The following is a 26037-nucleotide window of genomic DNA, read 5'->3' on the forward strand; positions in this document are numbered from 1 at the left end:
CGCTCGTCCCTCGCTGCGATGCTCACTCCCGGCGCCGCTCACTCCTGGGCGCTCGCGATCGCGTTGACCGCGGCGGCGGTGATGGCGCTGCCGCCCCGGCGGCCGCGGACGGCGAGGAACTCCAGGTCGGTGGCCGCCAGCGCCTCCTTGGACTCGACCGCACCGATGAAGCCCACCGGGATGCCGATGACGGCGGCTGGTCGCGGGGCCCCGTCGCGGACCATCTCCAGCAGGTGGAAGAGCGCGGTGGGGGCGTTGCCGATCGCGACGACGGCCCCGTCCAGCCGGTCACCCCACAGGTGCATCGCCGCGGCGGTGCGGGTGGTGCCCATCTCCCGGGCCAGGTCGGGGGTGCGCGGGTCGTTGAGGGTGCAGACGACCTCGTTGAACGCCGGCAGTCGCTTGCGGGTCACCCCGGAGGCGACCATCGTGGCGTCGCACAGCACCGGGGCGCCGGACTCCAACGCCTTGCGGCCGGCCCGGACGACGTCGGGGGAGAAGGCCACGTCGGCGGCCAGGTCGACCTGACCGCAGGCGTGGATCATCCGGACCGCGACCTGGGCGACGTCCTCGGGAAGGCCGGACAGGTCGGCCTCGGCGCGGATCATGGCGAAGGACTGCCGGTAGATCTCGGCGCCGTCGTGCTCGTAGGAGTACATCAGTCCTCTTCGATCCGGATGTCGTAGCCGGACGGCGTCGCGACGACGTCGACGACCCCGCCCTGCGGTCGGCCGCAGCGGCGCTCGCAGCCGGCCCAGTGCTGTCGGGCGCCGCCGGCGGGCAGCGTCCGGGTGGAGACGGCGGTGACGGCGTCGGCGCGGACGTCAGCGAGCGACTTGGCGCAGCCCGGGCGGCCGGCGCAGGTGGTCACCTGCAGCCAGGGACTCGCCTCGTCGAACACCATGCCGGTGCGGAACAGGTCGACGGCGGCGTCGTCCACGGCGTCCTCGGCGAGGTCGGGCACGACCACGCTGCGCCACGGGGTCAGCTGCACCTCGGCGGCGAACCGGGCGAGGAGGTCGGCCTGGTCGGCGGTCAGCCGGCCCAGCGGGACGACGCCGATCAACGCCGTCCGGCCGTCGAGCTGCGTCTCCGCCCCGACCGGCCCCACGACCGGCGCCCCCGGCACCTCCACCGAGGGGCCAGAGTCGCGACTTCGGCCCCTGAGGCGGGCGGCGACGCGGGCGGGGCCGTCGGCGAGCTCGGTCAGGCGCCAGGCGGTCGAGCCCTGGGCCGTGCGCTCCGCGAGGAAGGCGCGGGTGGCGTCCAGGGCCCGCGCGACCGCGGCGTCCGGAGTGCAGCGCAGGCCGGAGTCCACGCCGCCGAGCAGTAGGGCCACCGAGTCGGCGGAGCGGGCCAGCAGGCCGACGTCCCCGCCGAGACCGGCGACGTCGCCCCGCCCGTCGTCCAGGGTCAGCAGGAAGCGGCCGGGCAGCTCGGCCAGCGTCGGGTCGGCGCAGAGCCCGGCGTCGAAGGCGCCGACCCACGGCCGGACGTCGACGTGTCCGCCTGTGGTGCGCCCGGACAGGGTGCTCGCCAGCACGTTGCGCACCCGCTCGTGCGTGGCGCTGGGCAGCAGGCCGGCGGCGGCCAGCCGGTCGCCGAGCTCTGCCTCCGCGCCGGCCGGCAGCCCGCGCAGTTGCACGTTGCCCCGGCTGGTCAGCTCCAGGTGCCCGTCACCGAGCTCCCGGGCCGCCGCCCCCAGCGCCTGCAGCTGCCCCGCGCCGATCGCCCCGCCCGGCACCCGGACCCGGGCCAGCCCGCCGTCGGCGGCGGCGTGGGTCTGCAGCGCGCCGGGGCAGGCGTCGGCGCGCTCGCGTGGAGCGGAGAGGGAGGTCGCGGGGAGAGACATGGCGTCCGCGAGGCTACTTCCCGACGGCCCCGCCGCACCGGGGCCGTCGCGCCGGCCCCGCCCGGTCAGGTCAGCGACGTCCGGTCGAAGGACATCCAGACCCGCCGACGGTCGGCCCGGGTGCGCACCTTCGCCATCGCGTCCACCCGGCGCTGCTGCTCGGCGGTGGCGCGGTGCTCGACGACGGCGAGCTCGGCCTCCCGCATGTCGTGCTCGGCCGCCGCCTCCGCCGAGGTCTGCGGCAGCTGCGGGTCGAGGTCCTCGGGGGAGACCTCCGGACCGGTGTCCTCCCGGTAGGGGCTGTCGGCCGGCAGGTTGCCGCTGACCCGGCCGTAGGCGCCCAGCGTCAGCAGCACCAGGCCGGCGCAGATGGAGAAGATGACGTTGGCCATCGAGAACGCCAGCAGGTTGAGGTCGCTCTCCAGCACCGCCAGGTTGGCCAGCGCCGAGATCAGGAACAGGATGCCGAGCAGCAGCATCGTGTTCGACGCGGCACGGGGTCCGAGGAACGCGGTGACCACCAGCACCAGCGCGGTGACCACCGAGATCGTCGAGAGCAGGCCGTTGGAGGACAGGCCGGCCACCTCGCCGCCGTCGGTGGAGAAGTAGGCCAGCCCGTCGGCGAAGCCGAGCAGGCCGAAGGTGAGCAGGATCAGGGCCACGACCACCGCGCCGACGCGCTGCACGGTGTAGACCACCGACCCGCCACCCTCGTCGGTCTGGTTCGCGTCGTCCGACCGGTTCGGCCGACGGTGTCGCAGGTTCTCGCGTACGCCCATGGGTTGCCTCCGTCGTGTGGATGACCAGACGTCGGTGCTTCGTCGGCGACTGCCCGGGCGGATGCGCGGAGTGCGCGACACGCGGGGAAGAGCCGTGGGGGCGGCGCTGTTGCGGGGCGGTGGAAGGAGCGTCATGACCCAGCCGTACGAGATCGACCTGCACTCGGAGTACCTGCGCGCGGACCTCTTCTTCGCGATGGGACAGCCCGCGGAGGCCGCGCGCGTCCTGGAGGCGGTGCTCGCCGCCGAGCCGGAGAACCAGGCCGCGCTGGAGCTGCTGGCCCGCAGCTACTTCGGTTCGGCCCAGCTGAGCCGCGCGGAGGAGGCGCTGGCCCGGCTGGTGGAGCTGGCCCCGGCCAACGGGTGGGCCCGCCGTGCACTGGCCCGCACCCTGGAGCGGCAGAACCGCGGGGCGGACGCCGCCGTCCACCACCGCGTGGCCGACGCCCTCGGCGCCGGGTGACCGACGCTCACTGAGCTCGTCGTCCGGCGGGTGCTCCCGGTCAGGAGCACCCGCCGGAGCGACGGGTCAGCGGTCCTCGACCGAGGGCGGCGGGGTCGCGTTGGTGCCGTCGACGCCCGTGGTGGCGGCGGTGCTGCCGGTCGACGGGGTGGGCTCGATGCCCCGCTCGGCGACCGGCAGGAGGGCCCCGTCGGCCAACCGCTCGCGGTAGCCGAAGAGCTCCCGCTTCACCACCCGGCTCAGGATGTAGAGGCCGATGATGTTCGGCAGCGACATCAGGAAGATCATGCTGTCGGAGAAGCCGATCACCGCGTCGAGGGTCGAGGAGGCCCCGATGACGACGAAGATGCAGAAGATCAGCTTCCAGGTCCGGTCAACGAACATCGACTCGCCGAACAGGTAGGTCGATGCCTTGAGCCCGTAGTAGCTCCAGGCGAGCATCGTGGAGTAGGCGAAGAGGATCACCGCGATCGCCAGCACGATCGGGAACCAGTCCGCCACCGTCTCGAAGGCGGCCGAGGTCGTCTCCACGCCCGGGGCACTGGCCTCGTCCGCCCAGGTGCCGGTGATCACGATGGCCAGCGCGGTCATCGTGCAGATGACCACGGTGTCGATGAAGGGCTCGAGGACGGCGACGTGGCCCTCGGTCGCCGGCTCGTTCGTCTTCACCGCGGAGTGGGCGATCGCAGCCGACCCCAGCCCGGCCTCGTTGCTGAACGCCGCCCGCCGGAAGCCCTGGATGAGCACGCCGACGACGCCGCCGAACCCGGCCTCGGGGCTGAACGCCGTCCGGAGGATCTCCCAGAGTGCATCGGGGATCTGGGTGAAGTTGGCGAACAGCACGGAGAGGCACGCGATGACGTAGAAGACGGCCATGAACGGGACGAGCTTGTCGGTGACGCGGGCGATGCTCCGGATCCCGCCGATGATCACCGCGCCGACCAGGATCGCGAGCACCAGGCCGAAGACCGCGCCGGCCGCCCCGAACCCGAGCCAGCCGTCCTCGCCGCCGGTCACCGACTGGGCCTGGGCGAAGGCCTGGTTGGACTGGAACATGTTCCCGCCGCCGACGGCCCCACCCAGGGTGAAGATGCAGAACAGCACCGCGAGGACCTTGCCCAGCGTGCCCTTGCCCTTCTCCTTCAGCCCCTGGCTCAGGTAGTACATGGGGCCACCGGAGACCCGGCCGTCGGGGTACACCCGGCGGTACTTGACGCCGAGGGTGCACTCGACGCCCTTGGTGCACATGCCGACCAGGCCGGCGATGATCATCCAGAACGTCGCCCCCGGTCCGCCGAGGGAGATCGCCACCGCGACCCCGGCGATGTTCCCGAGGCCCACCGTCCCGGAGACGGCGGTCGCCAGCGCCTGGAAGTGGGTCACCTCCCCGGCGTCGTTCGGGTCGTCGTACTTCCCCTTGATCAGCTGGATCGCGTGGCCGAAGGCCCGGAACTGGAAGCCCTTCAGGTAGATGGTGAAGAAGATCCCGGCCAGGACGAGCCAGACCACGATCAGCGGCAGCACGACGCCTTCGTCGATGAAGTTCAGCGGCACGCTGTAGAAGACGATCCCGACGATGAAGTCCGAGATCGGCGCGAAGACGTCGTTGACCTGCTCGTCGAACGTGGCGGCCTGCAGGGAGGAGAGCGACGTGTTCACGGGACCACCAGGACCGGGATCGGGGAGAGTTGGATGAGGCTGCTCGGGGTGGACCCGAACAGCAGCGTGCGGACCCGGCTCTGACCGACGCGGCCGACGATGATCCAGGCGGCGTCCTGTTCGCGGGCCAGGGAGACGAGCGTCTCGGCGGGGTGGCCGTGCCGGACGACGCCCTCGACGGTCAGGTCGCCGGCGGCCGACAGCCGGGCGACCGCCGGGTCGAGCACCCGCTCGCGCGCCGACTTCGCCTCGCGTTCCTTGTCGATCGTGCGGCGTTCGTTCTCCTCCGCCGTGGAGAACGAGTAGGGCGACCAGGGGACGACGCAGGCGAGCACCAGGCGCAGGTCGTGTCTGCGCGCCGCGTCGGCCGCGGCATCAGCCGCTCGCCCGCTCGCCTCGCTTCCGTCGAGCCCCACGATGATCGATGCGGACATTGGGTGACCCCCAGCCGTCGCGGACGTTGCGGGAAAGCTAGTGCCAAGGAACGCCGTACCGCCAGACGGAACAGGGCTTCACCGTCCGAGCTGTGATGTGCTGGTGACCGCACGGCCGGCGTCCTGACCGGCTGGCCGCGCCGAATGCCCGCCCCGACTCGAGCACCTGCTCGGCCAGGAGAGCCCCATGGACCACCGCACCGTCCGCCGCACGCTGCTCGCCCTCCCGCTGTCGATCGCCCTGTCACTCCCGCTCGCCGCTTGCGGGAGCGACGAACCGGCGGAGTCGGCCGAAGTGGCGGTCGAGGAGGTGGCGGCCGAGATCTCCACCGACCTGAGCGTGCGCCCCGAGGTGTCGGCGTCGGACGCTCAGGTGCCGACCGAGCTCCTGCTCGAGGACGTCGTCGTCGGGGACGGTGCCGAGGCCACCGAGGGCGCCACCGCGCAGGTCAAGTACGTCGGCGCCTTCTACGAGACCGGCGAGGAGTTCGACGCGTCCTGGGACCAGGGGGAGGACTACACGCTGCCGGTCCCCCTCGGTGCGGGCCGGGTCATCCCCGGCTTCGAGCAGGGCATCGAGGGCATGCAGGTCGGCGGCCGGCGGGTCATCGCCATCCCCAGCGAGCTCGCCTACGGCGACCAGCCCCCGCCGGGCATCCCCGCCGGCGCCGACCTGGTCTTCGTCGTCGACCTCGTCTCGGTGGACTGACCCGGGACCCGGTGGTCGCCGATCCGCACCACCGCCCCGGTTCGGGGCGCTGGTGGGCCCGCGGGCTGCTGGCCGGCTACCTGGCCCTCGGCGCCTTCGTGACGCTGCGGCCCACCCCGATGGGCCGGTTCTCCGGCCCGATCACCCGTGCGGTGGTGGAGGTCACCGGCCTCCCCTGGTCGGTGGCCGTCCCGCTGGTCGAGCGGGGCGGCAACGTGCTGCTGTTCGTCCCGCTGGCGGTGTTGCTGTGCTGGTCGCTGCCCCGATGGCCCCGGTGGGTGGTCTGGTCGACGTGCGTGGCCGGGTCGGTGGGCATCGAGCTCGTCCAGGCGCTGTTCCTGCCGGCGCGCTACCCGTCCCTGGTCGACATCGGGACCAACAGCACCGGTGCCGCGATCGGCGTCGGGCTGCACTGGCTGCTCACCCGCCGTCGCTGAGCGATGGGTCGACGAGACCACGTGCACGACGGGCACCGGCACGCCGAGCACGACGGCCACTACGACGAGCACTGAGCCTGCGGGTCAGTAGCGGTACCACTCGGGCAGCCGGGTGCGCCGGTCCACCCGCAGGGTGACGAGTTGCCGGCCGTCGGAGGTGAGGGCCTCGGCGGTCGGTGGCTGCTTGCCGCCCCAGACCACCACCAGGTGACCGTGCCGGGGCACCGGGATCTCCCGCCCGCTGACGACGACCCGGTCGACCGCGGAACTCGCGCGCAGCACGGCCTGCGAGACGTGGCGGGCGCCCCAGGGCATCGACCGCCCGGCGTTCCGCAGCGTCGAACCCCCGCCGGTCCGGATCAGGTGGCCGCCCAGGGCCGCCGCCCCGGGGCGGTCGGTCAGGTCCTCCTCATCGAGGCTGCTCCCGCCGCCACCGAGCACTGCCCACTCCTGCCCCCGTCGCGCGAGGGCCCAGGTCTCCGCGGCCACGTGGCCGACGCTGCGGCGGGCGAAGAGCGTGCAGGCGACGTCTCCCTCGACGTCCACCGCCAGGGGGACGAACCGGCGGCGTCGGCTCAGCCGGGGCGGGGCCTCCGGCACGCCCTGCTCGATGAGCGCGATGCTCTCCGCGAGCGGGTCGTAGGCCACCGCCGCAGGCTAGGCGCCGGCTGATCGGGCGGAAGGGGATCCGGTCGGTGCCGTATCGCTCGTTCTGCGGACCGCCCGCCGGCACCTACCGCAGCGACGGGAGCACGCCGTGGACCGTCACGTGGCCAGCACCGCCTCGAGGACCTCCCGGCGCAGGAACGCCAGCCGCGCCCGCTTGGTGGGCAGCTGCACCTCCGGACCGAGCTCGAAGCCCGTCCGGCGCAGCCGCTCCAGGGCGACCTCGTTCCCGGCGTCGGGCTCGACGACGACGCGCCGTATGGTCGGGTCCGTGAGCGCGACCGCCCCGAGGGCGGCGGCGAGCCGGAGGGTGAACCCCGGCTCCGGGGTCGTCGCGGGGGCCAGCAGCACGTGGATCCCGAGGTCGCCGGGTTCGACGGCGTACACCTCGCCCACCGGGTCGGCGGCCGGCTGGTAGGTCTGCAGCAGCCCGACGGGCCGGTCGTCCACGGACACCAGCCAGGCGTGGTGGGTGTCCAGCGAGTCGACGTAGGCGTAGATGTCGCGCACCTGCTCCTCGGTGTGGTCGGTCATCCCCCAGAACCGGGCGCGCTCCTCCCGCACCCAGGAGTGCACGAGCGGGGCGTCGCGGTCGGGGTCCAGGCGGCGCACCTCGAGGGTGCGGCCGTCCCCGAAGGGGTGGGTGCCCTCGGCGAGGCGGGCATCGGTCACGGGATCTCCTCCGGTCGGGCGGGTGGGACGGGGACGAGGTCGGCGGATGGGACGGGGATCAGGGAGCCGCGGGCCCAGAGCGGCGTCTGGTCCTCGGCGTGCGGGCCGGGGACACCGTCGGCGCCCAGCGGGACCACCCAGCGGCTGGCGTCGCGGTCGGCCAGGTCCCAGACGTAGCGGGCCACCGGTCCGCGCAGGCACAGGTCGGTGAGCCCGGGCAGGCTCGCGGTCGCCAGGACGCAGTCGGTGTCCCCGGCCAGCGGCAAGCCGTCGGCGGGCCGGACGACGGTCTCCTCCCAGCCGGTGCCGTCGAGGGAGTGCACGGTCCGCAGCCGGTGCGTCGCCCCCCAGTCCGGCGCATGCGTGGTCGCGGCGTCGGCGAGGGCGTCGCGGACCAGCGCGTCGACGTCGACGCCGTGCCGCGGGAGGACGTCGAGCAGTCGCCCCAGCGCCGTCCCGACCCGTTCCACGGGGGAGAGCCACGGGGCCAGCACCTCAGGGGCGCCGGTCGGGTGGTGCAGCGGGGCGAGCAGCGGCAGGTCCAGGACCCGCCGGACCAGGGCGCTGCGCCAGGCGGCGAAGGCCCCGGCGCCGTGGCTGCGGGCGTCCATCCGGCGGTCCCAGGCCAGCAGCTCCGCGCGCAGCCGGGCGGCGGGGGTGCCCGTCGCGGGGGCGGTGGCCCGGCGGAGGGCGTCGAGCAGCCCGGTGGCGGGGGAGGCGGTGTCGACCAGCAGCTCGGCGAGGTCGTCGACCCGCAGGCCGGTGCGCTCGCCGACGAGGGCGCGGAGCCGGGCGGCGCGGTGCGGTGCGGCGAAGACGGTGCCGTACGGGACGACGTCCGGGCGCGCGTCGTTGGCGGTCACCGCGACGCCGTCCCACGGTGCGCCGTCGGAGACGCGCAACCCCGTCGGGGGCGGGCAGGCGCCGCGCCAGGTGTGCGCGCGGTCCCACGCCGGGACCGGGTGCCAGCGGTTGCCGGCCGCCCGGTCGGGCACCCGGCCGGCGACCAGCTGGCGCACGTCGCCGGTGGTGTCAGCGACCAGCACGCTGTTCACCGGCTCGACCCACGAGGTGAGGGCGGCCTCGACGTCCCCGGCGGTCCGCGCGCGCAGCAGCCGCGGGAGCGCCTCGAAACCGAGGCTGGCGTCCACCCGGCTCGGTGCCCGCAGGCTCAGCGCCTCGGGCTCCTCGCCCCCGGACCAGGACGGCACGACCACCGGTCCCCGGGCGGTCTCCACGGTCTCCACGGTCACCGGCTCGCCGTCGCGGACGGCGAGCCGGACCGTCGCCGTCTCGGCCGGCTCCCAGCCGTCCGGCCCGAGGGCCAGCAGCCGGTCGCCGTCGCGGCGCAGCCGCTCCCGGTAGAGATCCTGGTGCACGGCCATCGCGTTGGTCACCGCCCAGGCCACCGTGCCGGTGTGGCCGAAGTGCGCGACCCCCGGGACGCCGGGGAAGGCGAGCCCCACCACGTCGAGGGCCGCAGGGCCGTCCACCACCAGGCGCACCTGCTGGTAGACGCCGGGGCGTTCCAGCAGCCGGTGCGGGTCGCCGGCGACGATCGGGAGCCCGGAGGCCGTCCGGGACCCGGCCACCGCGACCGCGTTGCTGCCGTCCGGCGGCCCCAGGCCGAGCGCGGCGGCGAGGTCGGGTCCGAGCCGGGGCCCGAAGGACCGCAGCAGGTGCCCGCGCCAGACCGTCGTCCCCAGCGACCCGAACAGCACGTGGTGGACCAGGAAGATGCCCAGCGGGGTCCACGGCTGCCAGCCGCCGTGCCCACCCCGGGGCAGGCCGAGGGCCTGCAGCTCCGGTGACCGTGCGGCGCCCTCGGCCAGGCCCTCGTGCACGCCCGCCACGTAGGCGGCGACCCACCGCCGGGTCGCCGGGTCCAGCGCGTCGTGGCAGCGGCGGGCGGTGTCGTCGAGCCGGGCGCGGGCGGCGAAGGTGTCCCAGGGCAGCCCGGTGGCGCCGACGTGCGCGGCCAGCGTCGCCTCGCTCCGCCAGCGCTCGACCTCCAGCTGCCACGCGCGGTCGACGGCGGTGACCCGCCCCTGCGCCCAGGCGAGGTCGTCGAGCGACCCGGCCCGCACCGTCGGCACGCCCCACGGGTCCCGGGTCACCCCGGCCGGGGCGGTCACCGGTGCGGGGCCGGTGCGTGCGGCGCGACCGGGTTGGCCAGCGTGCCGGCGTACTGGAGGGAGGACGCCTGGTCGGCCAGGTCGACCATCTGGAGCGTGTTCCGCAGCTGCAGCCGGTTCAGGCAGGAGTGCTGGAACTCCGGGGTGAAGAGGTCGAAGCGCCGGTGCAGGTCGGGGTGGGCGTCCCGGTGCGCCAGCAGGCAGTCGGCGACGCAGCGCCAGACCTCGTCGGCGGGCAGCAGCCCGTCGGCGTCCAGCACGCCGGCGAGGTAGCGCAGGAACCCGTCGAAGACGTCGGTGAAGACCGACAGCAGGCGCACGTCGTCGTCGTAGGCCACGCGCACCCGCTCGACGCCCGGGGGCAGCGGCCGGTCCCCGAAGACGGCGACCTCCTCCCCGACGTCCTTCATCAGGACCCGGGTCGGGACCGAGTCGCGCAGCACGAGGATGACGTTCTCCCCGTGCGGCATGAAGGCGAGGTCCTGGGCGAGCAGGCAGTGCACGACCGGGCGGAGGTAGGCGTCGAGGTAGCGCCGCAGCCAGGTGCGCGGGTCCAGGCCCGAGTCGGTGACGAGACCGCCCACCAGCGAGCGGCCCTCGGCGTCCCGGTGCAGCAGCGCCGCCATGGTCATCGCCCGCTCGTCCGGTGCCAGCCGCGGCACCGGGCTCTCCCGCCACAGCGCCGCGACCATCCGCTGGTACGGCGAGCGCAGCCCGCGGGCGGCCATCCGGTGGTAGGCGTCGCCGGTGTAGCCGACCGAGGCCAGCTCGCGCAGCACGCCGAACCCGCTGGCCACCAGCTCGGGGTCACCGGTGACGACCTCGGCGACCCAGTCGTTGATCGCCGGGGTCGCCCGCATGTAGGCCGGCGAGAGCCCGCGCAGGAAGCCCATGTTCTGGATCGCCAGCGCCGTCTTGACGTAGTGCCGGTCGGGGCGGTCGAGGTCGAAGAACGTCCGGATCGACTGCTGGGCCTGGTACCGGTCCTCGCTCTGCCCCACCGGCACGAGGTCGCGCCGGCCGACGTCGGCGGCGAAGGTGACCGCCAGCCGGTGGTCCCACTGCCACGGGTGCACCGGCAGGTAGATGAAGTCGGCCGGGTCCAACCCCAGCGACCGCAGCCGGCCGGCGAAGCGCGCGAGCAGTTCCTCGCCGAGCTGCCCGGCGTAGAGCTGCTGCTCGTCGACGCCGTCGCCGCAGGCGAGGTGGGTGTGCTCCCGGCGCGCCGCCAGCCAGACCAGCCGGACCGGGGCCCCCGCCTCGGGGGCGTAGGCGGCGGCGTCGGCCAGCCCGAAGCCGATCCGCCCGTTGTTGGCCACGAACGCCGGGTGCCCCTCGGTCATCGACCGCTCGACGGCCTGCAGGTCGGCGCGGGCCAGCTCCCCGGCGTCGGTGCGGCGGTGGTGCAGCTTCCACGCCGCCCCGGCGAGGGTCGCGCTGACCTCCTCCAGGTAGGTGCCCAGCAGCTGGTCGGGGATGCCGAGGTCGTGCTGCAGCTCGTCGACGAGGGCCAGCGCGTCCAGCGGTGCGTCGGCGCCGTCGACCGTGCGGGTGACCGAGGCCGGGTCGACGTCCCAGTGCTCGAGCGGCAGCACCCGCGCGGCGAACCGGTACCGGACCCCGGGGGCGGTCCGCAGTGACCACCGGGTCCGCCTGAGGTCGTCGGCCGGGCCGCCGTCCGCCTCGGGGGTGACGAGCCGCTCGTGGCTGAACTCCGACAGCGCCTTGGTGACGACGTGCCGGTGCGCCCGGGCCATCGCCACCGGCTCGAGGTGTTCGGCGCCGAGCGGGACGGCGTCCGCCGATGTCAGCTCGGTCGTGGACGCGGTCATGCCAGCACCCCGCCCAGCTCGCTCGCCGCGAAGGACGCCGGCGTGCAGGTGCTCACGGCCGCCGTCTTGTGCCCCAGGTCGACCAGGCCGCGCTCGACGAACCCCGCCGCCCGGTTCTTGGCCCTGATCGCGGCGTTGCGCGCGTCCGGCTCGACGACGACCCGGCGCGCACCCGGGCGGTCCAGGGCGAAGCACACGACCGCCGCCATCACCGCCGAGGTCAGGCCGCGGACGGGCGGGGCGCCCTCGGCCGGCGGGGCGACGAGGACGTGCATGCCGACGTCGCCGGGCTCGGCCGCCCAGACGCCGACCAGCTCCCGGTGGCGGGGGTCGTAGGTCTCGGCGAGGAACGCCGGGGTCCCGTCGACCCGGCCCAGCCACGCGTCGTGGTGCGGGTCGACGGTGATCGCGGCGTAGGCGCTGCGGACCGCTGCCGGCGCGGCGCCCTGCATCAGCCAGTAGACCGAGCGCGGGTGGGTGACCCAGGAGTGCAGCAGGTCCAGGTCGCGGTCGACGTCCAGCGGTTCCAGCGTCAGCACCCCGACGGTCGTGCGGACCGACCAGGAGGGCGCGGCCGGGGCGGCGCTCATCGGAGGGCTCCGGTGGCCGCCAGCCCCGCCGGGTCCGGGGTCGCGCCGTCGTCGTCCTGGAGCTCCACGCCGAACTCCTGGTAGGCGATGTGCTGCTCGACCGGGTAGACCTCGCGGCCGCACATCGCGTTGAGGATCACCGAGTTCCGGTACGGGCCCATGCCCAGGTCGGGCGCGGTGAGGCTGTGGGTGTGCTCCTCCGCGTTCTGCACGAAGACCTCCCGGCCGGTGGTGTCCACCGCGTAGTCCAGCGCCACGTCGTACCGGCCCCGCGCGTCCCAGCGGATCCGGTCACGGACCGGGTCGAGGAACGCCGGCACCCGGGATCGGTAGCCGGTCGCCAGGACCAGTCCCTGGGTCGGGCGGGTGACCGTGCGCCCCTGCTCGGCGTGGTGCAGCCGCAGCTCGTAGCGCCGCTGCTCGGCGTCCCAGCGGGCGCCGACCACCTCGACGCCGGTGTGCAGCGACGAGGGCACCTCGCCGCGCCGTCCCGTGCGGTAGAGGGTGTCGTAGATGGCGTCCACCAGGGTGCCGCTGATGCCCTTGTAGAGGTGGCGCTGCTCCCGGGCGAGGGCGTCACGGCGCCCCATCGGCAGGGCGTGGTGGTACCGGGCGTACTCCGGCGAGGTCATCTCCAGGGTCAGCTTCGTGTACTCCATCGGGAAGAACCGGGGCGAACGGGTGAGCCAGTCGACCCGGTACCCGAGCCGGTCGGCGTCGGTGAGCAGGTCGAGGTACACCTCCGCCGCGCTCTGCCCGCTGCCCACGACCGTCACGTGCCCGAGGGTCTGCAGCTCCTCCTTGTGCTCCAGGTAGCGCGAGCTGTGCCAGGCCGGGCCGGGCAGGTCGCGCACCGGCTCGGGGACCCACGGCGCCGTCCCGACGCCGAGGACCAGCCGCCGGCCCAGGTGCACCTCCGGCTCACCCGAGCGGACGTCGCGGGCGTGCACCCGGTAGACGCCCGCGGCGGCGTCGTGCTCGACCCGCTCGACGCGCCGGCCCCACCGCAGCCCGGGCACCCGCTCGGCGACCCAGCGGCAGTAGGCGTCGTACTCCGCGCGCAGCGGGTGGAAGTCCTCGCGGATGTAGAAGGGGTAGAGCCGGCCGGTCGCCTTCAGGTGCGCCAGGAAGGAGTACGGCGAGGTCGGGTCGGCCATGGTCACCAGGTCGGCGAGGAACGGGACCTGGAGCGTGGTGCCCTCGATCATCATCCCGGGGTGCCAGGAGAACTCCTCGTGCTCGTCGAGGAAGACGCCGGACAGGTCGGGCACCGGGGCGGTGAGCGCGGCCAGGCCGAGGTTGAACGGCCCGATCCCGATGGCGACGAAGTCGTGCACGGGGTCGGTGCTCACGGGTGTGGCGCTCATGCCCGGGCCTGCCCGCCGGCCAGCACCAGCGCTGCGGGCGCCTCTGCTGACTCCGCGAGCAGGTCCGCACCGGCCGCCCGCACCAGGTCGATCACCGCGCGGACGTCGGCCCGGGTGGTCGCCGGGTTCAGCAGGGTCAGCTTCAGCCACGGGCGCCCGTCGACGACGGTGCGCGCGACGACCGCCTCCCCCTCGTCGAACAGCCGCTCGCGGATGCCGGCGACCAGCCGGTCGGCGGCGGCCGGGTCGAGCGGGCCGTCCGGGCCGGTGGGGCGGTGCCGGAACAGGACGGTGCTCAGCGTCGGTTCGCTGTGCACCTCGATGTCCGGGTCGACGCACAGGTCCTCGTGGACCTGGACGGCCAGGTCCAGGCACGCGTCGAAGGCCGCACCGATCGCGTCGGCCCCCATGGCGCGCAGCGTCACCCACAGCTTGAGCGCGTCGAAGCGCCGGGTGGTCTGCAGGCTGCGGTCGACCTGGTTCGGCGCCCGCTCGCCGCGCGGGTTGAGGTAGGCGGCGTGGTGGGTGACGTGCCGCAGCGTGGCGGCGTCGCGCACCAGCACCGCCGAGGACGCCACCGGCTGGAAGAAGGTCTTGTGGAAGTCCACGGTCACCGAGTCGGCGCGCTCGATGCCGTCGAGCAGGTGCCGCCGGCGGCGGGACACCAGCAGCCCGCCGCCGTACGCGGCGTCGACGTGCAGCCACGCGCCGATCTCCGCGCAGACGTCGGCCACCGCGGGGAGCGGGTCGATCCGGCCGAGGTCGGTCGTGCCGGCGGTGACGGACACCGCCATGACGACGTCGCCGGCGGCGCGGACCCCCGCGGCGACCTGCCTCAGCGCGGCCGGGTCCATCCGGTGCCGGGCGTCGGTGGCCACCGGCAGCACCGCGTCGGCGCCGAGCCCGAGCAGGCGCGCGGCCTTGCCGACGCTGAAGTGCGCCTGGTCGGTGGCGAGGACCCGCAGCCGGGCGCCGGGGGCCAGCACGCCGCCCGGCAGCGCGGCCAGCGCCTCGTCGCGGGCCAGCAGCAACGCGTGCAGGTTGGACTGGGTGCCGCCGCTGGTGAACACGCCGTCGGCGTCGGGGCCCAGGCCCGCGCGGCCGGCGGCCCAGGCGATCAACCGGCGCTCGATGAGGGTGGCCGTCGTCGACTGGTCGTAGGTGTCGACCGAGGTGTTGACCGCGGAGGCGAGCAGGTCGGCCGCCAGGGCCGGGATCGCGACCGGGCAGTTGAGGTGGGCCACGTAGCCGGGCTCGTGGAACCAGACCGCATGCTCGAGGTAGAGCCGGGAGGTCTCCTTGAGGGCGGAGAACGTGTCGCCGAGGGGCGCCTCGAGGTCGACGCCGGCCACGAGCTCCTCGAGGTCCTGCTGCGGCGCCCCCGACCGGGGGCGGCGGACGACCCGCACGCGGTCGGTCAGCGCGCCCAGCGCGGCGGTGACGACCGCGGCGTAGTGGTCGACCGTCGACCCCGAGAACAGGTGTGCGGTCGGCGTGTGCTCCGTCACGAACGAGCCCCTTCGTAGGTTAGCCTCCCCTAAACACGGCGGACGGTACACGGGGCTCGGACCCGGTGCGCGGGGGTCCTGCCGGGGTGACGGCGAGAGGGACGAGCGATGCAGCACGGCTGGGAGGGCGTGGTCCTCAAGGCGATGCGCGGTAAGGACTTCGTCCTCACCGTGAGCGGGAACGAGCAGGTCAGCGAGCAGTACCAGCGGGTCCGGGTCTCCGACGGCGGGCTGCTCGCCGCCTGCCCGCCGCACCCCGCGATGTGGGTCCGGCTGTGGTTCTCCCACGACGGGCGCCCCCACCAGCGGGCCTACACGCTCGTCGACCCCGACCCGGTGGCGGGCACCTTCGACCTCGAGTTCGCCCTGCACGACGGCCCGGCCGCGCACTGGTCCGTCGCGGTGCAGCCCGGCAGCACCATCGAGGCGACGGTGCAGGGCACCCGCGAGGCCCAGCCACCGTCGGCGACCCGGGTGGTGCACCTCGTCGGTGACCCGGCGTCCCTGCCGGCGGTGAACTCGCTGTTGGACGCCCACCCGACGACGCCGGCGCGGGTCTGGCTCGAGGCCGGCCACCCGGCCGACCGCGACCTCCCCGTGCGCGCCCGGGCCGGGCACGAGGTGGTGTGGGTCGACCGCGACGGCGCCGCCCCCGGAGAGGCGCTGCAGGCCGCCGTGACGGGTGCCTGGGCCGCGGAGGCGGCAGCCGACCCGGCGCAGGACTGGTTCTGGGTGGCCTGCGAGGCCGCCGCCACCCGGGCGCTGACCCGGCACCTGCGTCGCGAGCTCGGCGTCGGCAAGGACCGCGTGTCCTCGCTCGCCTACTGGCGCACGACGTGACCGCCCCGTCCACACCCGCCGTCGCCGAGACGTCGCCGGTGGCGGCGGGCCGACCGCCGTGGGCGCTGCTGACGACCCTGTGGGTCACCCAGTACGTCGGCATCGGCTTCCTCACCGTCGGGCTGGTCGCGATCCTGCGGGCCGACGGCGTCTCCCTCGCCGACCTCTCGCTCATCTCGCTGCTCGGTCTCGCCTGGCCGCTCAAGCTCCTCTGGGCACCGCTGCTGGACCGGTACGGGTCCCGGCGGCTCGGGCACCACCGCTCCTGGTTGCTGGCCCTGCAGAGCGGCATGGTCCTCGCGCTCCTCGCGCTGCTGCCGTTCGAGGACCCGGCCGCCTCGCTCGGCCCGCTCGTCGTCGTCTGCGCCGTCTACGTGCTGCTGTCGGCGACCCAGGACGTGGCGGCCGACGCCCTGGCCGTGCGGCTGCTGCGCCCGCAGGACCGCGGGCTGGGCAACGGCGTGCAGGTGGGCGCCAGCTACCTGGGCACCGTGCTCGGCGGCGGTCTCTGCGTGCTGGTGTACGACCGCGCGGGATGGACCGCGGCGGTGCTGCTGCTCGCGGCCCTCACCGTGGTCGCGCTCGCGGTGGTGCTCCGGTTCCGTGAGCCGGCCCGCGACCCGCGGCCACCGGGCAACGCCGCCTGGGGCGCGTTGATCGGGGTGTTCCGCCGCCCCGGCGTGCCGGTGTGGGCGCTGGGCGTCGTGCCCCTCGTCTACGGGGGCGCGGCCGGGGTGTACGCCCTGCCCAGCGCCGCGCTGGTCGACGCCGGGTGGTCGCTCACCCGCATCGGCGTGGTCACCGGCGTCGTGATCAGCGTGCCCGCGGCGCTGGCCGGCCCGCTCGCGGGGTGGCTGGTCCGCCGCTGGGGCCGGGCCGCGGTGCTCGTCGGCGGCGGTGCCGCCCTGGCGGTCTCCACGGCCGGGCTGGTCCCGCTGCTCCTCGGGTCGGCGCCGCTGGTCGGCACGGTCGTGGCGCTCAGCGGCTTCCTCGTCGCCTACACCGCGCTCAACGTCGTGGTCTACACGGTGAGCATGGACCTCTCCCGCCCGGCCACGGCGGGCACCGACTTCACCACGCTCACCACGGTCCCGCTGCTCGCCTCCTTCCTCACCGCCTCCGCCGCGCTCGCCACGGCGGCGCTGGTCGGGTACGTCGCCTCGGCGGCCGTGTGGTGCGGGGTCACCCTGCTCGGGGTCGCCCTGGGCGTGCGGTGGTTGCGAGCCGCACCGCTCCGGTGACCACTGCCCCCAGCGAGCGGCCTGCCCTCCCGCCCCGGCGGTTGCCGCTGCTCGCGGTGGAGGCGGCGACGCTGCTCTCCGGCACGGCCAACGGGGTCACCGCCGTCGTCCTGCCGTGGCTGGTCCTCGAGCGCGGCGGCGGCGCGGCCGGCGCCGGTCTGGTCGCCGCCGGGACGGCGCTGCCGCTGGTGCTCACCGCGGTGCTCGCGGGCGTCGTCGTCGACCGGGTCGGCCGACGCCGGGTGTCGGTGGTCTCCGACGTCGTCTCCGCGGCGGCGGTCGCCGCCATCCCGCTGCTGGAGCTGGCCACGGGCGGGCTCGGGCTGGGGACGGTCGTCGCGCTGGCCGCCCTCGGGGCACTGCTCGACCCGGCCGGGGTGACCGCGCGCGAGGCGATGCTCCCGGAGGCCGCGGCGGCCGCCCGGCTCCCGCTCTCCCGGGTCAACGGCGTCCACGAGGCGGTGTGGGGGTCGGCGTTCTTCATCGGGCCGGCGATCGGGGGCGTGCTGATCGGCCTCGTCGGCACGGTCCCGGCGCTGTGGGCCACGACGGTCGCCTTCGTGCTGTCGGCCGTCGTCGTCGCCCTCGTCCGGGTCCCCGGCGGGGGGCGGCCGGACCCCCGGGCGGAGTCCTCCGGCAGCGCGGTCCGGCGGGTCCTCACCGACACCGCCGAGGGGATCGCGGTGCTCCGCCGGGACCGGCTCGTGCTGTGCGCCGCCGCGGTCGCCGTCCTCGTCTCGGCGACCTACCTGCCGATCTCGGCGGTGCTGCTGCCGGTGCTGTTCGAGCAGCAGGGCGCCCCCGGCCGGCTCGGTCTCCTGCTGCTGGTGATGAGCGGCGGCTGGGTGCTCGGCAGCCTGCTCCAGGGCGCGCTGGGCCACCTGGTGCCCCGCAGCGTCGTGCTCCGGGTGGCCACCGTGGGGGCGTCCCTGGCGCTCGTCCCGTTCGTGGCCCTGCCGCCCTACCCGGTCCTGCTCGGCTGCGGTGCGCTCGCCGGGCTGCTGTTCGGCCCGATCAACCCGCTGGTCAACCTGGCGTTCCAGCGGCGGGTGCCGCCGCACCTGCGCGGGCGGGTGCTGGGGATCGTCGCCTCCGGCGCCTACGCCGCGGGGCCGGTCGGCCACGTCGCGGCCGGCGTGCTGGTCGACTCCACCGGGTTGCGCACGGCCTTCGCGGTGTTCGTCGGCGCCGTCGTCCTCGCCGCCCTGTCGGCGCTGGCGATGCGTCCGCTCCGGGAGCTCGACGACCTGCCGGACGGGGAGGGGACGCCGGTGCCCGGGCCGCCGCCCGCCGGGACCGGACCAGTGCTGCCCGGGCCCCGGGAGCCCGCAGCCCGGTAGCGTCACCGGCACATCACGGCAGTGCGCGAGGAAGCCGGTGCGAACCCGGCGCGGTCCCGCCACTGTGAGCCTCGGCGTCGACGACGCGGAGGCGAGCCAGACACTCCGGCTGCCGTGCTCGACGACCCGGGGCGCGGACCCCGAGGGAGGCACCATCGTGAGCTCACGCACCTTCACCCTGCTCTCCACCTCCGACACCGACCTGCTGTCGGCCCGCTCCAGCGCGGTCGAGTGGCGGCTGGGCAACCCGTCCCGGCTCGGTGCCGAGGGGATGGTGCAGCTCGCCGCCGGCAGCGACCTCGTGGTCGTCCGGATCCTCGGCGTCCGCCGGCAGTACGAGGAGGTGCTCGCCCCGCTGCTCGCCGGGCCGGCGCCGGTCGTCGTCCTCGGCGGGGAGAACGTGCCCGACGCCGAGCTGATGGAGCTCTCCACCGTCCCGATGGGCGTGGCCACCGAGGCGCACGGCTACCTGGCGCAGGGCGGCCCGGACAACCTCGAGCAGCTGCACCGCTTCCTCGGCGACACCGTGCTGCTGGACGGCGAGGGCTTCGAGCCGCCGTCGGTCGCGCCGGAGTGGGGCGTGCTGGAGCGGGAGTCGCGGGGGAGTGGGCCGACCGTCGCCGTCCTCTACTACCGGGCGCACCACCTCTCCGGGAACACCGGCTTCGTCGAGGCGCTGTGCACCGCGATCGAGGACGCCGGCGGCCGTGCGCTGCCGGTGTTCACCGCGTCGCTGCGCACCGTCGAGCCGGGCCTGGTGGAGGTGCTGCGCACCGCTGACGCGCTGGTCGTCACCGTGCTCGCGGCCGGCGGCTCCAAGCCGGCCACCGCGCAGGCCGGCGGGGACGACGGCGCCTGGGACGTCGGCGAGCTGGCGAAGCTCGACGTCCCGGTGATCCAGGGGCTGTGCCTGACGTCGAGCCGTGCCCACTGGGCGGCCAACGACGACGGGCTCTCCCCGCTCGACGTCGGCAACCAGGTCGCGATCCCGGAGTTCGACGGCCGGCTGATCAGCGTGCCGTTCTCCTTCAAGGAGGTCGACGCCGACGGCCTGACCTCCTACGTCGCCGACCCCGAGCGGGCCGCCCGGGTCGCCGGCACCGCCGTGGCGCACGCCCGGCTGCGGCACACCCCGCCGGCCGAGCGCCGGATCGTGGTGATGCTGTCGGCCTACCCGACCAAGCACGCCCGGATCGGCAACGCCGTCGGCCTGGACACCCCGGCCTCGGTGGTCCGGCTGCTGGCCGCGATGCACGGCCAGGGCTACGACATCGGCCCGTTCGACGGCGAGGGCGCGCTGCCCGGCGTCGCCGAGCTGGACGGCGACGCGCTGGTGCACGCGCTGATCGCCGCCGGCGGGCAGGACGAGAACTGGCTCACCGAGGAGCAGCTGTCCGGCAACCCGGTGCGGATCTCGGCCGCCGAGTACCGCAAGCACTTCGACACCCTCCCCGCCGAGCTGCGCGAGGCGATGGTCGAGCACTGGGGCGAGGCGCCGGGGTCGCTGTTCGTCGACGACGACCACATCGTCTTCGCCGCGCTGCGCGCCGGGAACGTCGTGGTCATGGTCCAGCCGCCGCGCGGCTTCGGGGAGAACCCGATCGCGATCTACCACGACCCGGACCTGCCGCCGTCCCACCACTACCTCGCCGCCTACTGGTGGCTGCGGTCGGGTCGGGATGCTGGAGGATTCGGCGCGCACGCGATGGTGCACGTGGGCAAGCACGGCAACCTGGAGTGGCTGCCCGGCAAGACCGTGGGGATGTCGGCCGGCTGCGGCACCGACGCCGCGATCGGGGACCTGCCGCTGGTCTACCCGTTCCTGGTCAACGACCCGGGCGAGGGCACCCAGGCCAAGCGCCGGGCGCACGCCACCCTCGTCGACCACATGGTGCCGCCGATGGCCCGCGCCGACTCCTACGGCGACATCGCCCGGCTGGAGCAGCTGCTCGACGAGCACGCCAACATCGCCGCGATGGACCCGGCGAAGCTGCCCGCCGTCCGGCAGCAGATCTGGACCCTGCTGCAGGCCGCCAAGCTGGACCACGACCTGGGCCTGAACGAGCGGCCCGAGGACGACCACTTCGACGAGATGATCCTGCACGTCGACGGCTGGCTGTGCGAGATCAAGGACTCCCAGATCCGCGACGGGCTGCACGTGCTCGGGACCCCGCCGTCCGGCCAGAACCGGGTCGACCTGGTGCTGGCCATGCTGCGGGCCCGGCAGATCTGGGGCGGCGCCGTGGCGCTGCCCGGGCTGCGGCAGGCGCTCGGGCTGACCGAGGACGGCACCGCCGGGCTGAAGGAGACCGACCGGGTCGAGGCGCAGGCCGAGGCCCTGGTGTCCGGGATGGAGACCCGCGGCTGGACGGCGTCGGCCGTCGCCGACGTGGTCAGCGGCGTGCTGGGTGCGAACGACGACGAGGTGACCGCGGTCCTGCGGTTCGCCGTCGACGAGGTCGTGCCCCGGCTGGAGCGCACCACCGACGAGCTGGACATGACGCTGCACGCCCTCGACGGCGGCTACGTGCCGGCCGGGCCATCGGGCTCGCCGCTGCGCGGACTGGTCAACGTGCTGCCGACCGGCCGGAACTTCTACTCCGTCGACCCCCGGGCGATCCCCTCCCGGCTGGCCTGGGAGACCGGTTCGGCGATGGCCGAGTCGCTGGTCGACCGCTACCGCGCCGACCACGACGGGCAGTTCCCGCCCTCGGTGGGGCTCTCGGTGTGGGGCACGTCGGCGATGCGGACGGCGGGGGACGACGTCGCCGAGATCCTGGCGCTGCTCGGCGTCCGCCCGGTCTGGGACGACGCATCTCGGCGGGTCACCGGCCTGGAGCCGATCGACCTGGCCGAGCTGGGCCGCCCGCGGATCGACGTGACCGTGCGGATCAGCGGGTTCTTCCGCGACGCCTTCCCGCACGTGGTGACCATGCTGGACGACGCCGTCCGGCTGGTCGCCGAGCTGGACGAGGCCGCCGAGGCCAACTACGTGAAGGCGCACGCCGACGCCGACACCGCCACGCACGGCGACCGGCGGCGGGCGACCACCCGGGTGTTCGGCTCCAAGCCCGGCGCCTACGGGGCCGGCCTGCTGTCGCTGATCGACTCCCGCAACTGGCGCGGGGACGCCGACCTCGCCGAGGTCTACGCGGTGTGGGGCGGCTACGCCTACGGCCGGGACCTCGACGGCGTGCAGGCGCGCCCGGACATGGAGGCCGCGTACAAGCGGATCGCGGTGGCGGCGAAGAACATCGACACCCGCGAGCACGACATCGCCGACTCCGACGACTACTTCCAGTACCACGGCGGCATGGTCGCCACGGTCCGCGCGCTGACCGGCTCCTCCCCGGAGGCCTACATCGGCGACTCGACCCGGCCGGAGCAGGTCAAGACCCGCTCGCTGGTGGAGGAGACCTCCCGGGTGTTCCGCGCCCGGGTGGTCAACCCCAAGTGGCTGGCCGCGATGCGCCGGCACGGCTACAAGGGCGCCTTCGAGCTCGCCGCGACGGTCGACTACCTGTTCGGCTACGACGCCACGACCGGCGTCGTCGCCGACTGGATGTACGAGAAGCTCGCCCAGACCTACGTGCTCGACCCGGAGAACCGGGAGTTCATGGAGAAGTCGAACCCCTGGGCGCTGCACGGCATCGCCGAGCGGCTGCTGGAGGCGGTCGACCGGAAGATGTGGGCAGAGCCCGACCCCGCGCTGCTGGCCGAGCTGCAGCAGGCCTACCTGGACACCGAGGGGGACCTGGAGGGCGGGGAGACCCCGGCCCAGCAACCGGTCTGAGCGCTGGTCGGCTGGTACGGGACCGGGGAGCTAGTGCTCTGCTCACTGGTGGTGAGCAGAGCACTAGCTCCCCGATGTACACCCGGCAGCCCGACGCCGATGAGTTCCGCCGGATCACGGAGTCTTCTGCTGCATGGCGACGACTCTGTTGGCGATCGGCACGCGCAAGGGGCTCTGGCTCGCGACGAGTGAGGACCGGCGCGACTGGTCGCTGTCCGCACCGCACTTCCTGATGACCGAGGTGCCGAGCATCGGCATCGACACCCGCGACGGGCGCCGCCGGCTGATGGTGGGCGTCCGGTCGGAGCACTTCGGGCCGACGGTCCTGCACTCCGACGACCTGGGCGAGACCTGGGACGAACCGGCCGGCGGCGCGATCGGCTTCCCGGCGGACACCGGCGCCGCCGTCGAGCGGATCTGGCAGCTGCAGCCGGACTCCGCCGACCGGCCCGGTGTGGTCTGGGCCGGCTGCGAGCCGATCTCGGTCTGGCGCTCGGACGACGGCGGGGAGTCCTTCGCACTGTGCCGCGGGCTCTGGGACCACCCGCACCGCGCTGAGTGGGGCGCCGGCTACGGCGGGGCGGCGGCGCACTCCGTCGTCCCCGGGCCCGAGGGCACGGTGCACGTCGCGATGAGCACCGGCGGCGTCTACCGGACGCGGGACGGCGGGGGCTCGTGGCAGCCGCGCAACTCCGGCATCTCCGCGTACTTCATGCCCGGGCCGGCGCCGGAGTTCGGGCAGTGCGTGCACAAGATCGCCCGGGACGCCGCCGATCCGCGGCGGCTGTATGCGCAGAACCACCACGGCGTGTACCGGTCCGACGACGACGGCGACTCGTGGACGTCGATCGCCGACGGGCTGCCGTCCGACTTCGGGTTCGCGATGCTCGCCGATCCGCGCCGGGGCGGGCGGATCTGGGTGGTCCCGCTGGTCGCCGACGGAGAGCGGATCCCGCCGGGCGGCGAGCTGGCCGTGCACCGCAGCGACGACGCCGGTGCGACCTGGCGCCGGCTGGCCACCGGGCTGCCCACGCACGAGTACAACGCCGTGCTCCGGGACGCCGCCGCGGTCGACGCCGGGGACCCGGTGGGCGTCTACGTCGGCACCCGCGGGGGCGAGGTGTACGCCAGTGCGGACGAGGGGGAGTCGTTCCGTACCGTCGCCTCCCACCTGCCCGACGTGCTCTGCGTGCGGGCGGCGGTGCTGCCGTGACCGTCCGGGTGCTGTTGCCGCGGCTGCTGGCCGACTGCACCGGCGGCCGGACGTCGATGTCGCTGGACCTGCCCGAGGACGGGACCGTCCGGGCCCTGCTGGACGTCCTGGCCGCCGAGCACCCGGTGTTCGACCGCCGGGTGCGGGACGAGACCGGCGCGCTGCGCCGGCACGTCAACGTCTACGTCGACGGGGAGGAGGTCCGGCGGCTGGCCGGCCTGGTCACCCCGGTACCGGCCGGGGCGGAGGTGATGGTCGTGCAGTCCGTGGCCGGTGGCTGAAGGCGACGACCCGCCGGACTCCGGGCGAACCGCCGGTTGCGGGTTGGCGACGCTGGTCACACCCCCGCCATGAGCATCCTCGGCAAGCTGATGGGAACCGCAGGGAAGGCCTCTGGACGGGGCGCACGTGGTGGACGCGCGGCCACCCGGGGCACCGCGGGTCGGCGCCGGGCCGGGGGCGGGAGGCGGCGAGGCCGGGCTGCCTCGCCTGCCGCCTCCGGCGGCCTGAGCCGGGTCCTCGGCTCGCTCACCCGTCGCCGGTGACCGCGCTCAGCTGAGCAGGATGGCGGCGGCGAGCAGGGTGACCGCCGCCGTCACCTCGCCCATGGCGCCCATGACGTCGCCGTTGACCCCGCCCAGCCGGGTGCGGGCCCGGGAGAACAGGGCCTCGGACGACCCCAGCCCGGCGGCGACGGCGGCGACCAGCCCGAGGGCGGCGACGGGGCCGCCCCGGCCGACGAGCAGCCCGCCCCCGGCGGCGAGCGCAGCGGTGACCAGCGCCGCACCGGCCAGCCAGCCCGGGGAGACGGTGCCGGCCACCGCCCGGCCCAGCGACGACCCCTGCGCGATCGGCACCCCCCGCAGGCCGGTGCGGGCCATCGCCACCCGGGCTGCGACGGCGGCCACCGGCAGGGCCAGCCAGCCGCCGTCCAGAGTGAGCAGGTGCGCCAGGCAGCCGACCTGCAGCAGCACGGTGAGCACGAGCGTGACGACGCCGAAGGGGCCGACGTCCCCGGCGCGCATCACCGCCAGCGCCTTCTCCCGCCCACGCAGCGGACCCAGCCCGTCGGCGGTGTCGGCCAGCCCGTCCAGGTGCAGCCCGCGGGTCAGCGCGGCCAGCACGGCGATCGCGAGCACCGCGCCGACCAGCGGGCTGACGGAGCGGCCGGCGGCCCAAGCGACTGCGGCCGCCGCGGTCCCCAGGACCAGGCCGACCAGCGGCGCCCAGGGCAGCACGCCCTGGGCCGAGGTCGCTGCCGGCACCCGCAGGCTGGTCAGCAGGGCGAAGGACTCCGCCGGCCCGGTCCAGGGGCGGCGGGTCGCCGGCTGGTCCGGGGAGCTCATCGCAACCGCTGGGGCAGCCCGGCGACCACGAACCAGACCTCGTCGGCGGTCGCGGCCAGCCGCTGGTTCACCGTGCCCAGGGTGTCCCGGAACAGCCGGCCGGCCCGGGTCTCGGGCACCACGCCGAGGCCGACCTCGTCGCTGACCGCCACCACGTGCGCCGACGTCATCACCCAGCTGTCGACCAGCGCGTCGCAGCGCCGGGCGAGCCGGTCGCGGGCCGCTGCGGCGTCCGTCAGGGAGCCGGCGGCATGGGCGCCGGTCGCGTCGACGGCGTCCCAGACTCCGGTCTGGTCCATCAGCGCGGCCACCCAGGTGGTCACGCTGTCGACCAGCACCGCCCCGGAGCGCAGCAGCTCCGAGGGCGCGGTGGTCTCCACCGTCGTCCACCCGGCCGGGCGGCGGGCGCGGTGGGTGGCGACCCGGGCCGACCACTCGGCGTCGGCCTCGTCGACGACGGAGGTGGCCAGGTAGGTGACCTCCGCCCAGTCCGCCAGCAGCTGCTCGGCGTGCACCGACTTGCCCGAGCGGGAGCCGCCGAGCACGAGCACCCTGGTCACGTCAGCACCAGCTTCGTGACCGTGCCGTTGTGCGGGGTGACCGCCGGCATCCGGTCCGGCCCGAGACCGGCCACCACCGCCTGCAGGGCCCGGATGGTGTCCCCGTGGGTGACCAGCGCGACGACCTGGGCCGGCGGGTCGGCGCGCAGCCGGTCGAGGTAGCCGGCGACCCGGGCGTGCAGCTGGGCGAGGCTCTCCCCGCCCTCGGCCGACCAGTGCGGGTCGCTCCAGTCGACGACGTCCCACAGCTCGCGGGAGGGCCGCCCCTCGAGCACTCCGTAGCCCTGTTCGCGCAAGGCCGGGGTGGTGCTGAGCGGCAACCCGGTGGCGACGGCGCAGTGCTCGGCGGTCTGCACGGCACGGTGCAGGTCGCTGGAGAGGAGGGCGCCGGGGCCACCGCCGTCCCGGGTGAGCGCGGCGAGCTCGGCGGCGGCCTGCGCCGCCTGCTGGTGGCCGAGCCCGGTCAGCGGCACGTGGGCGGTCTGCCCCTGCATCAGGCCGGCGGCGTTCCACTCGCTCTGACCGTGGCGGACGAGCAGCAGGGTCAGCGGTCCGGCCATCGTGCCCAGCCTAGGCGGCGGGCCGGCAGCTGCCCTCCGAG

Annotated in this window: 24 protein-coding genes and 1 riboswitch; of the genes, 9 read left to right on the plus strand and 15 right to left on the minus strand. The window is 75.1% G+C overall.

What is annotated here, in order from left to right; translation table 11 throughout:
- Positions 1–38: 38 nt before the first annotated feature.
- The 3 genes from O2W18_RS02055 to O2W18_RS02065 all read right to left on the minus strand — a co-directional run bounded on the left by O2W18_RS02055 (position 39) and on the right by O2W18_RS02065 (position 2631).
- Positions 39–659 carry a precorrin-8X methylmutase gene (locus tag O2W18_RS02055; protein ID WP_269185915.1) on the minus strand — a complete coding sequence of 207 codons (621 nt, stop codon included), beginning with the start codon at positions 657–659 and terminating at the stop codon, positions 39–41.
- Complete coding sequence (locus O2W18_RS02060; RefSeq protein ID WP_269185916.1) at positions 659–1852, minus strand: precorrin-3B synthase; 1194 nt, start codon at positions 1850–1852, stop codon at positions 659–661. The genes O2W18_RS02055 and O2W18_RS02060 overlap by 1 nt, the downstream gene beginning before the upstream one ends.
- A gap of 65 nt (positions 1853–1917) precedes the next feature.
- Complete coding sequence (locus tag O2W18_RS02065) at positions 1918–2631, minus strand: DUF4383 domain-containing protein (RefSeq protein WP_269185917.1); 714 nt, start codon at positions 2629–2631, stop codon at positions 1918–1920.
- A 133-nt stretch (positions 2632–2764) separates the two neighbouring features.
- On the opposite strand from O2W18_RS02065, the gene O2W18_RS02070 reads away from it, so the two are divergent.
- Complete coding sequence (locus O2W18_RS02070; protein WP_269185918.1) at positions 2765–3094, plus strand: tetratricopeptide repeat protein; 330 nt, start codon at positions 2765–2767, stop codon at positions 3092–3094.
- Between the two features lie 66 nt (positions 3095–3160).
- Here the strand turns inward: O2W18_RS02070 and O2W18_RS02075 are convergent, their stop codons facing one another.
- A complete protein-coding gene (locus tag O2W18_RS02075; RefSeq protein ID WP_269185919.1) occupies positions 3161–4753 on the minus strand; it encodes an alanine/glycine:cation symporter family protein in 1593 nt (530 codons plus the stop codon).
- Positions 4750–5187 (minus strand): universal stress protein, encoded by a 438-nt coding sequence (locus O2W18_RS02080; RefSeq protein ID WP_269185920.1) that lies wholly within the window; start codon positions 5185–5187, stop codon positions 4750–4752. Before O2W18_RS02080 ends, O2W18_RS02075 begins: the two co-directional genes overlap by 4 nt.
- Before the next feature lie 187 nt (positions 5188–5374).
- On the opposite strand from O2W18_RS02080, the gene O2W18_RS02085 reads away from it, so the two are divergent.
- Together O2W18_RS02085 and O2W18_RS02090 are read left to right on the plus strand one after the other, a co-directional pair.
- A complete protein-coding gene (locus O2W18_RS02085) occupies positions 5375–5896 on the plus strand; it encodes an FKBP-type peptidyl-prolyl cis-trans isomerase (protein ID WP_269185921.1) in 522 nt (173 codons plus the stop codon).
- An 11-nt stretch (positions 5897–5907) separates the two neighbouring features.
- Positions 5908–6333, plus strand: coding sequence for a VanZ family protein (locus tag O2W18_RS02090; RefSeq protein WP_269185922.1), 426 nt, complete (start codon positions 5908–5910; stop codon positions 6331–6333).
- An 84-nt stretch (positions 6334–6417) separates the two neighbouring features.
- Here O2W18_RS02090 and O2W18_RS02095 read toward each other — a convergent pair whose 3' ends face one another.
- The 7 genes from O2W18_RS02095 to O2W18_RS02125 form a co-directional block, all read right to left on the minus strand.
- Positions 6418–6981, minus strand: a complete 564-nt coding sequence (locus tag O2W18_RS02095) for a hypothetical protein (protein ID WP_269185923.1) — start codon at positions 6979–6981, stop codon at positions 6418–6420.
- A 117-nt stretch (positions 6982–7098) separates the two neighbouring features.
- The gene (locus O2W18_RS02100) at positions 7099–7671 is read right to left on the minus strand and encodes a GNAT family N-acetyltransferase (RefSeq protein ID WP_269185924.1); all 573 of its coding nucleotides are present in this window, start codon (positions 7669–7671) and stop codon (positions 7099–7101) included.
- The gene (locus O2W18_RS02105) at positions 7668–9806 is read right to left on the minus strand and encodes a penicillin acylase family protein (RefSeq protein ID WP_269185925.1); all 2139 of its coding nucleotides are present in this window, start codon (positions 9804–9806) and stop codon (positions 7668–7670) included. Before O2W18_RS02105 ends, O2W18_RS02100 begins: the two co-directional genes overlap by 4 nt.
- Positions 9803–11638 carry an IucA/IucC family protein gene (locus O2W18_RS02110; RefSeq protein WP_269185926.1) on the minus strand — a complete coding sequence of 612 codons (1836 nt, stop codon included), beginning with the start codon at positions 11636–11638 and terminating at the stop codon, positions 9803–9805. Before O2W18_RS02110 ends, O2W18_RS02105 begins: the two co-directional genes overlap by 4 nt.
- Positions 11635–12228, minus strand: coding sequence for a GNAT family N-acetyltransferase (locus tag O2W18_RS02115; protein ID WP_269185927.1), 594 nt, complete (start codon positions 12226–12228; stop codon positions 11635–11637). The genes O2W18_RS02110 and O2W18_RS02115 overlap by 4 nt, the downstream gene beginning before the upstream one ends.
- Positions 12225–13595, minus strand: a complete 1371-nt coding sequence (locus O2W18_RS02120; RefSeq protein WP_269185928.1) for a lysine N(6)-hydroxylase/L-ornithine N(5)-oxygenase family protein — start codon at positions 13593–13595, stop codon at positions 12225–12227. Before O2W18_RS02120 ends, O2W18_RS02115 begins: the two co-directional genes overlap by 4 nt.
- Positions 13592–15103, minus strand: coding sequence for a pyridoxal phosphate-dependent decarboxylase family protein (locus tag O2W18_RS02125; protein WP_269185929.1), 1512 nt, complete (start codon positions 15101–15103; stop codon positions 13592–13594). Before O2W18_RS02125 ends, O2W18_RS02120 begins: the two co-directional genes overlap by 4 nt.
- Before the next feature lie 108 nt (positions 15104–15211).
- On the opposite strand from O2W18_RS02125, the gene O2W18_RS02130 reads away from it, so the two are divergent.
- The 6 genes from O2W18_RS02130 (at position 15212) to O2W18_RS02155 (ending at position 23811) form a co-directional block, all read left to right on the plus strand.
- On the plus strand, positions 15212–15943 hold the full coding sequence (locus O2W18_RS02130; RefSeq protein ID WP_269185930.1) for a siderophore-interacting protein: 732 nt from the start codon (positions 15212–15214) through the stop codon (positions 15941–15943).
- A complete protein-coding gene (locus O2W18_RS02135) occupies positions 15940–17184 on the plus strand; it encodes an MFS transporter (protein ID WP_269185931.1) in 1245 nt (414 codons plus the stop codon). Before O2W18_RS02130 ends, O2W18_RS02135 begins: the two co-directional genes overlap by 4 nt.
- Positions 17181–18524, plus strand: coding sequence for an MFS transporter (locus tag O2W18_RS02140; RefSeq protein WP_269185932.1), 1344 nt, complete (start codon positions 17181–17183; stop codon positions 18522–18524). The genes O2W18_RS02135 and O2W18_RS02140 overlap by 4 nt, the downstream gene beginning before the upstream one ends.
- 27 nt (positions 18525–18551) lie before the next feature.
- Positions 18552–18630, plus strand: a riboswitch (cobalamin riboswitch).
- A 51-nt stretch (positions 18631–18681) separates the two neighbouring features.
- Entirely contained in the window at positions 18682–22317 is a 3636-nt protein-coding gene (gene cobN, locus O2W18_RS02145; RefSeq protein WP_269185933.1) for a cobaltochelatase subunit CobN, read from the plus strand.
- A 133-nt stretch (positions 22318–22450) separates the two neighbouring features.
- Positions 22451–23530 carry a WD40/YVTN/BNR-like repeat-containing protein gene (locus O2W18_RS02150; protein WP_269185934.1) on the plus strand — a complete coding sequence of 360 codons (1080 nt, stop codon included), beginning with the start codon at positions 22451–22453 and terminating at the stop codon, positions 23528–23530.
- Positions 23527–23811, plus strand: a complete 285-nt coding sequence (locus O2W18_RS02155) for a MoaD/ThiS family protein (protein ID WP_269185935.1) — start codon at positions 23527–23529, stop codon at positions 23809–23811. The genes O2W18_RS02150 and O2W18_RS02155 overlap by 4 nt, the downstream gene beginning before the upstream one ends.
- A gap of 270 nt (positions 23812–24081) precedes the next feature.
- Here O2W18_RS02155 and O2W18_RS02160 read toward each other — a convergent pair whose 3' ends face one another.
- The 3 genes from O2W18_RS02160 to O2W18_RS02170 are packed head-to-tail and all read right to left on the minus strand — an operon-like array spanning position 24082 to position 25996.
- Entirely contained in the window at positions 24082–24876 is a 795-nt protein-coding gene (locus O2W18_RS02160; RefSeq protein ID WP_269185936.1) for an adenosylcobinamide-GDP ribazoletransferase, read from the minus strand.
- Positions 24873–25436 carry a bifunctional adenosylcobinamide kinase/adenosylcobinamide-phosphate guanylyltransferase gene (cobU, locus tag O2W18_RS02165; RefSeq protein ID WP_269185937.1) on the minus strand — a complete coding sequence of 188 codons (564 nt, stop codon included), beginning with the start codon at positions 25434–25436 and terminating at the stop codon, positions 24873–24875. The genes O2W18_RS02160 and cobU overlap by 4 nt, the downstream gene beginning before the upstream one ends.
- A complete protein-coding gene (locus O2W18_RS02170; protein WP_269185938.1) occupies positions 25433–25996 on the minus strand; it encodes a histidine phosphatase family protein in 564 nt (187 codons plus the stop codon). The genes cobU and O2W18_RS02170 overlap by 4 nt, the downstream gene beginning before the upstream one ends.
- Positions 25997–26037: the final 41 nt, after the last annotated feature.

The sequence above is a fragment of the Modestobacter sp. VKM Ac-2983 genome, from assembly GCF_026967885.1.
Taxonomy (GTDB): domain Bacteria; phylum Actinomycetota; class Actinomycetes; order Mycobacteriales; family Geodermatophilaceae; genus Modestobacter.